At 39.9% G+C, this 13,145-nt stretch carries 12 protein-coding genes; 4 read left to right on the forward strand and 8 right to left on the reverse strand.

Translation table 11 applies throughout. The features are described 5' to 3' along the window. Nucleotides 1-173: 173 nt before the first annotated feature. The 5 genes from dnaB to Q4567_RS20240 all read right to left on the reverse strand — a co-directional run bounded on the left by dnaB (nt 174) and on the right by Q4567_RS20240 (nt 4,076). Entirely contained in the window at nt 174-1,562 is a 1,389-nt protein-coding gene (gene dnaB, locus Q4567_RS20220) for a replicative DNA helicase (RefSeq protein ID WP_216049757.1), read from the reverse strand. 152 nt (nt 1,563-1,714) lie between these two features. Then, nucleotides 1,715-1,927: a hypothetical protein gene (locus Q4567_RS20225; protein ID WP_303502006.1), complete on the reverse strand. Its 213-nt coding sequence runs from the start codon at nt 1,925-1,927 to the stop codon at nt 1,715-1,717. Between the two features lie 40 nt (nt 1,928-1,967). Then, complete coding sequence (locus tag Q4567_RS20230) at nt 1,968-3,008, reverse strand: DUF4097 family beta strand repeat-containing protein (RefSeq protein WP_303502009.1); 1,041 nt, start codon at nt 3,006-3,008, stop codon at nt 1,968-1,970. Further along, nucleotides 3,008-3,514 carry a hypothetical protein gene (locus Q4567_RS20235; protein ID WP_303502011.1) on the reverse strand — a complete coding sequence of 169 codons (507 nt, stop codon included), beginning with the start codon at nt 3,512-3,514 and terminating at the stop codon, nt 3,008-3,010. The genes Q4567_RS20230 and Q4567_RS20235 overlap by 1 nt, the downstream gene beginning before the upstream one ends. Next, complete coding sequence (locus tag Q4567_RS20240; RefSeq protein WP_216049831.1) at nt 3,507-4,076, reverse strand: RNA polymerase sigma factor; 570 nt, start codon at nt 4,074-4,076, stop codon at nt 3,507-3,509. Before Q4567_RS20240 ends, Q4567_RS20235 begins: the two co-directional genes overlap by 8 nt. 236 nt (nt 4,077-4,312) lie before the next feature. Here Q4567_RS20240 and Q4567_RS20245 point away from each other — a divergent pair, with 236 nt between their 5' ends. Beyond that, the gene (locus Q4567_RS20245) at nt 4,313-5,131 is read left to right on the forward strand and encodes a hypothetical protein (protein ID WP_216049754.1); all 819 of its coding nucleotides are present in this window, start codon (nt 4,313-4,315) and stop codon (nt 5,129-5,131) included. Here the strand turns inward: Q4567_RS20245 and Q4567_RS20250 are convergent. Continuing rightward, nucleotides 5,093-7,234, reverse strand: a complete 2,142-nt coding sequence (locus tag Q4567_RS20250; RefSeq protein WP_216049753.1) for a hypothetical protein — start codon at nt 7,232-7,234, stop codon at nt 5,093-5,095. The genes Q4567_RS20245 and Q4567_RS20250 overlap by 39 nt on opposite strands. A 256-nt stretch (nt 7,235-7,490) precedes the next feature. Here Q4567_RS20250 and Q4567_RS20255 point away from each other — a divergent pair, with 256 nt between their 5' ends. The 3 genes from Q4567_RS20255 to prsT all read left to right on the forward strand — a co-directional run bounded on the left by Q4567_RS20255 (nt 7,491) and on the right by prsT (nt 12,596). Beyond that, nucleotides 7,491-8,429: a universal stress protein gene (locus tag Q4567_RS20255; protein WP_303502014.1), complete on the forward strand. Its 939-nt coding sequence runs from the start codon at nt 7,491-7,493 to the stop codon at nt 8,427-8,429. Nucleotides 8,430-8,708: 279 nt separating this feature from the next. Beyond that, nucleotides 8,709-9,629, forward strand: coding sequence for a choice-of-anchor A family protein (locus Q4567_RS20260; RefSeq protein ID WP_303502016.1), 921 nt, complete (start codon nt 8,709-8,711; stop codon nt 9,627-9,629). Between the two features lie 147 nt (nt 9,630-9,776). Beyond that, a complete protein-coding gene (gene prsT / locus Q4567_RS20265) occupies nt 9,777-12,596 on the forward strand; it encodes an XrtA/PEP-CTERM system TPR-repeat protein PrsT (RefSeq protein ID WP_303502020.1) in 2,820 nt (939 codons plus the stop codon). A 22-nt stretch (nt 12,597-12,618) separates the two neighbouring features. Here prsT and Q4567_RS20270 read toward each other — a convergent pair whose 3' ends face one another. Both Q4567_RS20270 and Q4567_RS20275 read right to left on the reverse strand, forming a co-directional pair. Next, entirely contained in the window at nt 12,619-12,942 is a 324-nt protein-coding gene (locus tag Q4567_RS20270; protein ID WP_303502022.1) for a hypothetical protein, read from the reverse strand. Further along, on the reverse strand, nt 12,933-13,094 hold the full coding sequence (locus Q4567_RS20275) for a hypothetical protein (RefSeq protein ID WP_216047992.1): 162 nt from the start codon (nt 13,092-13,094) through the stop codon (nt 12,933-12,935). Before Q4567_RS20275 ends, Q4567_RS20270 begins: the two co-directional genes overlap by 10 nt. Nucleotides 13,095-13,145: the final 51 nt, after the last annotated feature.

Here is a 13,145-nt window from a genome sequence, read left to right on the forward strand (position 1 = left end):
TTATCCCGTTGGAAATACAACAGCGACCGACAGGCTAAAGCCCATGGTTACAAACACCTGTAGGACGGGATTTATCCCGATGGAAATACAACAGCGACCGACAGACTAAAGCCCATGGTTATAAACAACTGTAGGACGGGATTTATCCTGTTTGAAAACAATTTAAGCTCACATTATTCGTCGGAATAAGCGGGACCAGCATAATTGTCAAAGCGGGAAAATTGACCTTGGAATGTAAGACGTACCGTACCAATAGGACCATTCCGTTGTTTTCCTAAGATTATTTCCGAAATCCCCTTAAGATCAGTATTTTCATTATAAACTTCGTCTCGATAGATAAACATAATCAAATCGGCATCCTGCTCGATAGAACCAGATTCACGTAAGTCTGAGTTTATCGGACGTTTATCAGCCCGTTGTTCCAAACTCCGGTTTAACTGTGACAAAGCCACAACAGGCACATTTAACTCTTTTGCCAATGCCTTTAATGAACGGGATATTTCGGCTATCTCTAAGGTACGGTTATCACTTAATGATGGCACTCGCATTAGCTGCAGGTAATCAATCATGATCATACTGATACCACCACGCTCACGCGCTAACTTACGGGCTCGAGTACGCACTTCCATAGGTGTTAGGCCAGATGAATCATCAACAAACAGATTATCTTTGTCTTTCAACATAGCCATTGTGTTGGAAATACGTGCCCAGTCTTCATCGTCTAACTGAGCGGTACGGATTTTGGTCTGGTCGACCCGACTCAAAGAGGCGAGCATCCTCATCATAATTTGCTCGGCCGGCATTTCTAGGGAAAACACTAATACCGGTTTCTCTTCCAATAACATGGCATTTTCGCACAAGTTCATGGCAAAAGTTGTTTTCCCCATGGAAGGACGAGCTGCCACAATAATAAGGTCCGAACCCTGCAACCCACTGGTTTTTTTATCTAGATCGGTATAGCCGGTAGACACCCCAGTCACTTCTTTGTTGGTTTTGATTAAGGCTTCAAGACGATCTATTGTCTTACCTAATACAGACTCAACATCTTTGGGCCCTTCATTACTACCCATTCGCTTTTCAGCGATTTGGAAAACCTGTGTCTCGGCAAGATCGAGGATCTCACTACTATCTCTGCCTTCAGGATTATACCCAACATCAGCGATAGAATGTGCAACACCAATAAGCTCCCGTGTGATAGCACGTTCTTTAATGATTTCTGCATAGGCCACTACGTTAGCTGCACTTGGCGTGTTCTGAGCTAGTTCGCCTAAATACGTGAAGCCACCGGCTTCTTCCAATTCATCGTGATTCTCTAACTCTTCAGAAACTGTGATGATATCAACAGGTTGGTTAGCAGATAACAAACGAACAATTGCGCGGAAAATAGTACGGTGCGAACGGTTATAAAAGTCTTCTTCAACAACGACTTCCGCTACTTTGTCCCAAGAATCGGGAGCAATTAACATACTCCCAAGCACTGATTGCTCAGCTTCCATGGAATGCGGCGGGATTTTCAGTTTCTCAACTTTATCGTCTCTGTTTTTATCCGGAACGGCTTTCACAACACTCTTAAATCTTTTAACAATGGGCCGAGTATTATGCGCTAAGTTTGATACTGCATCAAAGTGTATTGTGAAAATTTATCAGCAAATCAGGATTTGTTGGAATCGATTGGCGAATTCTTTTCGCCGGTACAGGGAGGTTGTTGATTCGTTTAATTGGGAATCTCCTCGGGGCTAAAGCCACCGACTACAGGTGTAGCATGGCCTTTAGGCCATGGGTTCATCTCGGGGGTTTCCCAATCCAATATAGGGGTTGTAGCATGGTCTTCAGGCCATGGGTTCATCTCGGGGGTTTCCCAATCCAATATAGAGGTTGTAGCATGGTCTTCAGGCCATGGGTTCCTCTCAGGGTTTAACCCATCCATCTCGGGGCTAAAGTCACCGACTACAGGTTTAGTATGTTTATTATTTTTTGTCGACTTTAATTCTGCCGCTGACGGTAGACACCTTAACTTGACCGTTTCCGCCGTTATGGGAAAATTCAAGCCAGCGACTAGGCCCATATTTGGCTTTATGTTCTTTATCTTGGGTAATTTTGTTAATAATCCGACCACCGGCATGACCTTGTAAATCAAAGCGCGCGGAAACATCTGGCTGAAAATATAGACTGATGCCACCACCAACACTGGTAGCCCGAACATCTCCTTGAGACGCTAACGCCATGCTCGCTTGCACACTACCATTTACCGTGTTCAAGTTCAGGTGCTCAACCTTTCCTAATGTTAACTCAATATCCCCATTGACGGTTTCCGCTTTTACTTCCGGACTTGAAACTACAACGTCAATATCTCCATTAACCGATTCGTATGCAGCTTCACTTGCTGTAGAGTCACTGTCTTTAATATCGCCATTTACAGTTTGAATATTAATATTGCCCTGCAGTGATCGAGCCGTAACATCGCCATTAACGGCTTCAATACGTAACCTACCAGAGAGATTTGTGACTTCAATATTCCCATTTACGGTATCTATATCAGCACTTCCGCGTACTTGTGTAACCTCTACATTGGCATTTGTGGAGTTATAATTTATATGGCTATCTAATGGCACGTAAATTTCCAGATCATCACCATCTTCTGACCCCCAACTCCAAGTACCTTTGTTATTTTTAACCTTCACTTTAATAATGACTTCATTGCCATCACGCTCAAAAATAAACTTCTCTGTACGGTCACCTAATTCACCCACGACTCGTACCTCATTCTTCGACCAGCCTTTTATGTTGGCATAGCCTCCGAGGTGTTCAATTTGTACATAACCGTTGTTATCGGCTTTTAGCGTTTGATCAACTTTCTCACCGGCGAAGGTAAAAGAGCTTATCAAGCAAAAACCAACACTAAACAATATTTGTTTCATTCTAATACCCTTATTTACATCCACTGACTGGCAGTGATGATTCTTGCAGTACTGCAACGCGGTGCGAGTGCTATCTTGTTGCAGTTCCATCAAATTTGTCTCCACTTAGGAGCATGAACTCGTTCAATTAAATCAATTTGCTGTTGATGCACGTTTTGCAGCATTTTCAACAGTGCAATATTGTTTGAATCGTGCTTCAAAGCAGCCTTGATAGCATCAGCTGCTTCATCCAACTCCGTTAATTGCTTTTGCCAATTTTCCGTCAACGCAGGCTGATCTTGAAATTTCACCAATAACGCATCTTTTTGCATTTTATGCTGACTACTTAATGCTGCGACTAGATCTTGCCCCGTCATTTGCTCAGATGTGGGGTTTAGAGAGAACCAACTAAGAACACAAACAAGCGCGAAAGAAGCTGCAATAGCAATCACCTTGAAGCTCGACTCACTTTTACTTTTTTGAACTTGCTCAAGAGGCGCAGGTTCTTCGGCTAGCGCTATTTCAATCCCAGCCCACAGATCTCTTTCAGGTTGTTTTTCGTTACTCAGAGCATCTATTTGCGCTCGTAAATCTTTTTCAAAATTCATATTACTCATAACCCATCCACTCCTTTAACAACTGCTTGGCACGGTGAAACTGTGCTTTACTGGAGCCAACCGCCATATTCATCATGCTAGCAATATCTTCGTGGCGGTAACCTTCTATTGCATGCAACACAAAAACAATCCGCGCTCGTTCGGGCAATCTGGCGACATGACGTTCTAATTCACTTAGATCAGTGGATTGCTCCGCAGCATAAAAATTTGCCTCTGAATCTTCAATATTGAACATACGTTTCACCCAACCTCGCTGCTTACGCAAATAAGAAATGGTAATGTTTGAAGTTACTGTATGTAACCAAGTGGAGAACTTACTGTCTCCTTTATAATTACCCATTTTTCGCCACAGTTGAATGAACACTTCTTGAGCTGCATCTTCTGCTAACGACTTATCACTAGTAAGCCGAAAGCACAGACCATATACCTGACCAATATAGGTTTGATATAGGGTTTGATATGCTTTTTTATCGCCCTGTTGTACTGCTTTAATTAAATCCCGCTCAGACTTATCTTCGAATGCGCGTTGAGCAGAAACAACATTTCCTTGTGTATTCAATATGCTTGTCGTTTTTTATATTGTGTTGAAGAGTTAGTCGCAGAGTAGATCAGAAAGGTTTAAACTGCCAAAATTATATTTCAGCATTCTTTGTATTTCATGCTATAAGTGTCTGATATTTTTACACTTATAAACATAGAAAAATAATACAAAATCTTACTTATTGTTTTTTAGTAAGTTTATTTTAAGGCATGAAACATGCTTAAATTTTAACCACCAAATCCGAAATAAGAAAGACTATGTTTACACTCCCCTCCTGTAGAGTCGTTATTTACTCCTTAGCTTCAATACTATTTTTATTTCACGCGTTTGCAGATGCACGGCTGGTCAGGGGCGGTGGAAGAGGAACCTATACTGACTCGGCAACTGATGCTTACTACTTAATTGATAATCTTTATCTGAATTCGGTCGGAATAGCTGAAGATTTTATGGCTATTCAAATGTTATCCAAAAATAGTCAAGATCCCCATTTACTTACAACGCCTAGCGATTGCATGAGAAACTTAGGATCTTTTTCAGATTATAACTTTGCTATAGACAATGGCTTTTTTATAGAAGAGCCTTGTTATTACGAATTTTATGAAAATGAAGAAAGACTAACCTTAAACGGGTTTAGTCCATTCGCATTTAACCTTGCGCAAAGCGCACAAATTATTTGGACTATTTCCCAACTAGGTCAACCCGACTTAACAATAAATCAAAATATTAGTGCCTTTGATAACGGCGATATTCTGTTAGACATATTAATGCCCTCGGAATTAATACCAGGCGAGTACCAAGTCGATTTGGATATCACCTTGTATTCAGGTCTAGATGCTAATTTTTATTATGATGCTTCAGGTGAAGGTAATTCATTTCAATATGATTGCGATACTGTAAATGACGTTTGTGGATACACCTCTTTTTACTCATCCGATACATTGTCTTTTTCAGCCCGCTATGCAGAAAGACTAGTCATTCTTGCAGAACAACAAGTTGAGGTTGCTGAACCTGCAATACTAGCTTTAATGTTATTAGGGTTAATGGGAATCAGACGCCAAAAGCAAAGATTTAGCTAACTGTTTCTGCTGGGCTAATTGTTGCTTAATCGTCGCAAAAGGTTCTTGTAATTCAGTGCTACTGGCAAATTTGGAAAGGACGGGATCCTTATCTGTCCACCATTCTCTCCATCCATGAACAATCGCTTGGTTTAGTTTATTCTTTGTATCCAACGCTGAACTGCCATTTAGAACGGAAATACGTACTTTTAAATAGTCCACAAAACTATCCTTTAACAATGTATCCTCGGCTAATTTGGCCTGCACTTCACAACGGGAAATGATGCGTTTAGCGCTATCAATTGCTCCTTGTTGTTGCAATGCCCAAGCAATTTCTATCCCTGGACTACACATCGGCATGGCAAATAAATCCTCATCACTTAACCCGTCTTTGGCTTGCAAAAGCAGTGCTATTCCTCGGCTTTTTTCACCATACAATAGTTGATACCAGCCAGCCTCAAATTGTGCCCAAGGATCGTCTGGATAAGCTTGCAAGATAAAATCCATTTCTTTAAACAAACTTTCATAATCCTGTTTAATAATAAAGATTGAGGCATTATAAGCTGGGTCATCTGTGGACTTTTCAAGCTCCTCCACCAATTTTAAGCTTGTTAACGTGTCCAGGTAATTATATTTGTACGCTTCATTTTCTGGTGAACGTTCAGACGCGCGCTTCCAGTTAATTAAGCTTTCGGCCAAATTTCCTTGCATAAAAGCATGAGTAGCTAATCCCGCATAGCCGAAAGGCGATTCTGGATGCTCTTTTAACAAATTATGAAAAATGACGTAGGATGACTCGAATTCACCTCTAAATGTTAACTCTAATGCGTAATTAGTTATAATCGAAATGGAAAGTGGATCTAAAGCGTAAGCCTTTGAAATTGAGTCCATTGCTTCATTGTGCTTATTGAGTTTTTTATATACTAAAAACTGCCACATATGCGCCACAGCTAAACTGGGATTAATTGAAATCGCTTTATCGTAACTAGAAATTGCCTTATCAAACTCCTGTTTTAGTTCAAATGATTTTCCCTGAATAGCATAGGATCTTGCATTACCGTCATCTCTAACAAAAGCTTTTGCTAGCTGTTGATCCGCAAGTTGAATTGCAATCTCAGTTTCCAAAATACCGAATCGACTTTCGCCTTTTTCTAATAATAAAATAGTATCTGCCAACGCCACGTAAGCAGCGACATATTCGGGGTCTAATGCTATTGCTTGTTCAAAAAATTGGCGGGCGGCCTTTATCGATTCTGTAGTTTGTTTACGATATTGTTCCCGTCCTTTTAAATACATCACATAAGCATCAGTGCTGGCAGTTTTCGATTGAGTGGTTACCTGCCCAGACTCTAAATAACGATCTTCAAGAAGGTTGACTATTGTGCGGCTAATTTCTTCTTCAATAGAAAAGATGTCTTGAAACTTGCGACTGAAGGTTTCAGACCACAATGACATTCCGTCTTTACTATCAATTAGTTCGGTACGAATTTTTAACCGATTGCCCGTCACACGCAAACTACCACTTACAACGACATCCACATTCAAGCGCTGACCAAATTCGGTCGCTGTTAGATTTTGCTCAGCGAGACTAAAAGCAGAACCTGCAGCGGCAACTTTTAATTGGCTAACTTTACCCAATAATGCAGTTAACTCTTCGCTTAAGCCGTCACTAATATAACTTTGGTCTTTATCAGGGCTCAAATCTCTAAATGGTAAAACCGCAATTGAAGTTACCGACTTTATCTGGCTTATTCCTTCTTCTTGCTTAACTATTTGCTGTTTTAGATCAGTAAAATACACATAGCCTAAACCACCTGATGCAATTGTAATAATTATCAGCAACACCCACTTCCCGGCACCGAAAGCGATTACTTCCCCACTGTCCTCATCACTTATTGGCTCTAAACCATTAAGGGTGAAGTTAAAATACCAGGACAAATATAATACAATTGGAAAACCCGCAAATAAGATCACAGCGGTTAAGGTGCCAAACAGCGGCGACAAATTAAGCATTGGTTGGATAACGGAAACCACTTGCAGTAACAACCAAATAAGACCTAAGTAAGGAATTACAGTAGGCAGCACATTGCGACGACGCACTTCAGACACCAAGGTCTTAAACATAAATATCCTGAGTAATGCTATAAAATAGGTTACTAAGAGAATACTGTCATTTCGAAACAAGAGCGTGCGACACACTTAGCGTGAAAGAGTCTTTTATACGGCTTATGTTGGCTTAATTTAGTACTAAAATCAATCGTTCGTAAGTTGAGCAATACCTCATAGGTATTTGTTGCTCATAGATTTATTTTCTAACCATTGGCTAAATAGTCGTCTACAATTTTAGTTCAACTAATTAGGGTAAGAAGGTAAAACAATAATGAACATGGAAATCAGCCCCTTTAATCATATTTTAGTCGTACTGCAAGCAGATGAAGATCCGTCTATACCTTTGGCTAGAGCTACTCGTTTGTGCAGGGCCTATTCTGGCAAAATGACGGTGTTCGTTTCTCTGCACAATTATTTCTACCCTAAAGCCAATCTCAACTTAGCAGATGACCTGAACAAGGTTGTGGTTAATCATCAAAATTCAATTAAAAATATTTTGGAAAAATGGGAAGCAAGTGAATTTGTTGAAGATATTGTTTTGTCATGGCAGCAGAAACCTTCTCTAGCCGTAGCGAATTTATTAACTCAAACAACATTTAATTTAGTCTTGAAGGCACCTTATCTGCAAAGTGATTTTAAACGATTGTTTACCAGTGGACTGGATCACTATTTCGTTGCTAACTGTCCTCTTCCTATTTGGATGGTTAAGCCAAGATTGTGGGACAAACAACTCGAGGTTTTAGCTTGTGTTGATATGAAAGACGATGATTTCGATAATCATTTACTGAATCGTAGGATTTTAGCCGTCAGCGATAAACTGGCCCAGGCTATCGGTGGGCAAATGCATGTTATTGATTGTTATGATGGCGAAATAGGCACACTTCACATCGATTATAATAGTCAGCGAGGCTTTAAACGAGAGGCGACGTTGAAACAAAAACATCAAGAAAAGTTAGAGCTTTATATTAAAGAATATTCCCTTGCTAATGATGTTCTTCATTCTATCGAAGGTATTCCAGATGAAGTTTTGCCTGAAAAAGCCGCGCGTTTGAATGCTGAAGTAGCCGTTATTGGTAATAATGAAGATAAACATTTTATGGATAAGATCTTTGGTGACACCGCAATGACCCTAACAGAAGCAATGCCCTGTGACATTTTAGTTTTGAAGCCAGAATCTGATAAAGGTGAGGGCAACCTTACTAAAGTATAACTAAATTCGGCTTATCTGAGTAACTCGCTAGTTGATAATATGTTATATTATGCGCGAATTTTCTGGCGTAAAGCGACTCCGAGTCTGATTTTTTTACACTTTACTCAGGAAGGCCAGTTAAATGGAGTTATTTTTTATAAAATACAAAGACTTAAATTTCGGCTTGTTTATTGCATAAAGATTGAGAACGGAATACTCAGGTAGGCTTTAAGCTTTGAATTGTACGAAACATGTCTGTATGGCGTAAATATTCATATTTTAGTTATAGGAAGAAGTAGATTGAAATTGGTAAAATCATTATTCGCATTTGCATTACTAGCCTCTATATCGGGCGCAGCCACTGCAACCAGTGGCACTATTGGCAAATATAATCTTTTATTGCTTGGCGACTATAATTTCAATGGCGGAGATGTCCAAGGACAAACGTTTATTGGTGGTGATTTGAATTCATCTAATCCAGTAGAGTTTGGTAGCAGACTAGCCAATACCGACACAGCTATTGATGCGGTAACTATTGTTGGCGATATCAACGCGAGCCGCGTTCGTGTATTACGTGATAATAATTTGGTTTATGGTGGTGATTTAAACGGTACCGCCGTAGAGTTGAACGATGGAAATGACGGCCAGTTAATACATGATTCATCATTGACCGTTGCTGACATCCAAGCTGAGTTGTACGCTGATACAGCCTATTTCGCTGGTCTCACAAGCACAGGTAGTTTTTCCAGTGGTAATTTTGATTATACTGGCTCAGGAGACTTGGCAATTTTTGATGTGTCTGCTGCCGATGTTTTTGCCCAGAACAGCAACTTATCAATGAATTGGGGAAGCGCTGAAACGGTTATCATTAATGTGTCTGGCACTGATATTAATATCGGTGGCGGTGTTAACCTTAACAACGGTTTTAATGGCGACGCGGCATTTTCTAATATTGTTTGGAATTTCTTTGAAGCAACTAATATCGATTTTAATAGTTTAGCATCTAAAGGTTCTGTTTTAGCGCCATATGCAGATACAAGTGGTGGCGCATCTTTTGATGGCTCATTTGCTGCAGTGTCATATACTGGTGCTCGAGAATTCCATAATTATACATTCAATTATACCCCTCCAACATCAACGCAGATAACAGAACCTTCTTTGTTTGGTTTGATGTTAATTTCGGGTTTACTAGTGATCAGAAAACGTAGAATCAAATCTTAACCACTTTATATCAATTCAAAGCCCGTTAATTAGCGGGCTTTTTTATATCTAGTATTAATCAAAGTGGCTTTTTAAATAACCCATTTCGAGGTAAATTAAAGCCTGTATTTCCCTTATTAAATAGCAACCTGATTCGTCAGAGACCCCATGAAAAGAAATCACCTGAAGTACCGTTTTTACAAAATTAAATTATTCATTTTGATAGCCGCTTGCACGCTTACTCAGGTTGTCAAAGCAGACAACTCTGATTATGAAAAAGCACTTTCGAACTTCGACCAGGGACAATATGAAGAAGCCTATATCCACGTTAAAAATGCACTTCAAGACAACCCTAATGATTTATCAGCGAAAGTACTATTGAGCAAATTACTGGTAAAAAACAAACTATATGAAGATGCAGAAAAACAGATTGGCGAAGCCATCCGCTCCCATGTAGATATTAACCTAGTGTTTGCTGATTGGGCAGAGACCCTGCTCAACCTTAAAAAGTATAAATATTTAGTAGAGCTCGACTATAGCGGTAGGCTATCGCAAAAAAATCAAATGAAATGGAATATATTCAAAGCAACAGCCTGCATCAACTTGCGCGATTACCAATGCTCCAATCAGTTTTATCAACAAAATTTAGCTATTGATGCCGGTCACATTGATTCAATTAATGGACAGGCCACAATAGCGCTGATCGAAAAAAACTATTCACTGGTCGACAAATTATTAGAAAAAGCCTTAAAAATCTCATCAGAAAACGCTGAAACTTGGCGTTTAAGAGGGCAACTAGCTCGATCTCAAGGTGATATTGAACAAGCAATCATGTTCTTAAACAGAGCCCTTGAGATCAATCCCCGTGAACCAGCAATCGCCCGTAACCTCGTCGATGCTTACATTGCCAGTAATGACCTCGATAAAGCATTTTCTTTATCAGACAAGTTATTAGTAGAGTCTCCCAATGACTTATACGTGCAATTCGCACGCAACTGGTTAGCGGTTAAAACTGCTAACCAGAGTGACGGTTATAAACAAATGCAAGTATTGGCAAATCGACTCAATGGTTTACCAAGATATTTGATCGATGAGTATCCGACATTTTCATACCTCAGAGGGACGGTTTCCTTTCTACTTGGCCAGTATCAAAGCGCGAGAGACGATTTAGCAGAATACAATTTACGCTCCGGTGGCGAGTTTCAGTCGGCCTACCTGTTAGCTAAAACCTATTCGGCACTTTACGACTTTGATGCTGCGTTAGACGTATTCGAAAAATATCAGTTACAAATAACCAATAATCTTTCCCAGTCATTATTTTTAGGCGGTCTGTATTTGGTAAACCATAAACCTCATAGGGCTGTGGCATTATTAGATAGGCTTGAAGATGGCTTTTCTGAACAAGTGGAATACAAACTATTTGCTGTTCAGGTAGCTATAGCAAGGGGAAAAACTGACATCGCTTTGGCTGAATTAGAAAAGTTGATGATTGCCTACCCCGAAAATAAGAAGGTCCTAATTGAACATTGCATGGTAAACATGGATGCAAAGAAGCTTAATTCTGCAGATCGAAGTCTAACCACACTCAAAAAGTTAATGCCTAACGATGTGGACGTTAAGAACCTAAATACGGCTATGCTAATCATGCAAGGACAAGATTTTGCAGCAATGGACGCGATACAAAATGTACTAGCAGAAAACCCAGAGTCTTATTCTGCTTTATATAACCTTGCGACTGTGCAAAGTCGCTTAAAGCGTTACCCAGAAGCGCTACTAACACTAGAAAAATTACTCAGTATTAATACCAGCGATATTGCAGTTAAACTACGTTTAGCCAGAATCAACTTAGCGATGTCTAATACAGATAGGGCTAGCAACCTATATCAGTCGATTTTGAAGCAAGATATAAATAATTTACAGGCAATGGAAGGTTTGTTACAAATAAACGAAAGTCAGGGCAACTTCACTCCAGCCTTGCGTCTAGCGCAAAGTCTTCAACGCTTAGAACCGCGTTACCCGCTGTATGTGTTAAAAGAAGCACAACTTCTCATAAAGTTAAAAGACGAAGCAAAAGCTTTAAGAGCAATTAGTAAATACGAAAAGCTTATTGAAAAAACGGCATTTAATTTACTGGCGCTTAGTCAGTTGTATTTAGCCGTAAATGAGAAAGAAAAAGCGTTATCCGCTGTCGCACAAGCCCATAAACTAAACCCTAATGACATCAGTTTACACTTACAATGGGTGTCTCAATTAATTACTTCAGACAATCTCAAGCAAGCTGAAAAACAACTTAACGAACTAGTTCAAAGCAATTCAGATAACCCAGATGTATTATTAAAACTTGGCGAGTTAAATGATGCAAAACAGCAGTTTGACATTGCCAAACAGTACTATTTACAAATATTAAAAATAGACGACAAATACGAATTAGCCTTGGCAAAACTTTATGCACACGTTGCCAATGGAATGTCAGAAAATGAGTTTTTAACCGTGCTCAATCAAATTGTAGACAAATATCCACAGAGCTATTTTCCACGAAGCCTACTTGCGCAATTCCATTTTTACTATGGTCAATCATCCATTGCTATCGAACACTATCAACATCTTCTAGAGACCGATAATATGCCAAATAAAGCGGCACTACTTAATCGTTTGGCTTATTTATACTTACCAGATGATTTGAACAAAAGCGCAGATTATTCTTTGCAAGCTATGGCACTGGATGACGACAATGTAAATATTCTAAGCAACTATGGATGGATACTTGCCAAACAAGGCGATTACGAAAAAAGTATCACTGTATTGCGCGACGCGATGACTCGAGATGCAAGCAATCCAAACCTGAAATATCATCTAGCTTACACATTAACAAAACTAGACAAAATCAAACAAGCTGAGCGGCTACTTAACGAGATACTGGCTGAAAATGTGTATTTCGCCGAAAAATCCAACGCTCAAGCACTGCTTGAAGAAATCAACAAAGGTTGATTGTAGGACGGGATTTATCCCGTTAGACATACATCAACATCCCATGAGCTAAAAGCCCATAGCTACACATCCCTGTAGGACGGGATTTATCCCGTTGGACATACACCAACATTCCATAGGCTAAAAACCCATGGCTACACATCCCTGTAGCACGGGATTTATCCCGTTGGGCATACACCAACATTCCATAGGCTAAAAACCCATGGCTACAAACGCCTGTAGCACGGGATTTATCCCGTTGGACATACACCAACATTCCATAGGCTAAAAACCCATGGCTACACATTCCTGTAGCACGGGATTTATCCCTTTGGGCATACATCAACATTCCATAGGCTAAAGCCAATGGCTACACATCCCTGTAGCACGGGATTTATCCCGTTGGGCATACAGCAACATTCCATGAGCTAAAAGCCCATGGCTACACATCCCTGTAGCACGGGATTTATCCCGTTGGACATACAGCAACACTCCTTGAGCTAAAAGCACATGGGCCATATTTTTCTTTTGGCATAAAAAAACCCCGCCGAAGCGAGGTTTTTAAAGTCT

The organism is Aliiglaciecola sp. 2_MG-2023 (assembly GCF_030548145.1).
Taxonomy (GTDB): domain Bacteria; phylum Pseudomonadota; class Gammaproteobacteria; order Enterobacterales; family Alteromonadaceae; genus Aliiglaciecola; species Aliiglaciecola lipolytica_A.

Coding starts and splice junctions, on each gene's coding strand:
- Q4567_RS20275 (WP_216047992.1), bottom strand. CDS start 13,094: ATGGCCCATGTGCTTTTAGCTCAAGGAGTGTTGCTGTATGTCCAACGG.
- prsT (WP_303502020.1), top strand. CDS start 9,777: ATGAAAAGAAATCACCTGAAGTACCGTTTTTACAAAATTAAATTATTC.
- Q4567_RS20255 (WP_303502014.1), top strand. CDS start 7,491: ATGAACATGGAAATCAGCCCCTTTAATCATATTTTAGTCGTACTGCAA.
- Q4567_RS20250 (WP_216049753.1), bottom strand. CDS start 7,234: ATGTTTAAGACCTTGGTGTCTGAAGTGCGTCGTCGCAATGTGCTGCCT.
- Q4567_RS20225 (WP_303502006.1), bottom strand. CDS start 1,927: ATGGATGGGTTAAACCCTGAGAGGAACCCATGGCCTGAAGACCATGCT.
- Q4567_RS20230 (WP_303502009.1), bottom strand. CDS start 3,008: ATGGAACTGCAACAAGATAGCACTCGCACCGCGTTGCAGTACTGCAAG.
- Q4567_RS20245 (WP_216049754.1), top strand. CDS start 4,313: ATGTTTACACTCCCCTCCTGTAGAGTCGTTATTTACTCCTTAGCTTCA.
- Q4567_RS20235 (WP_303502011.1), bottom strand. CDS start 3,514: ATGAGTAATATGAATTTTGAAAAAGATTTACGAGCGCAAATAGATGCT.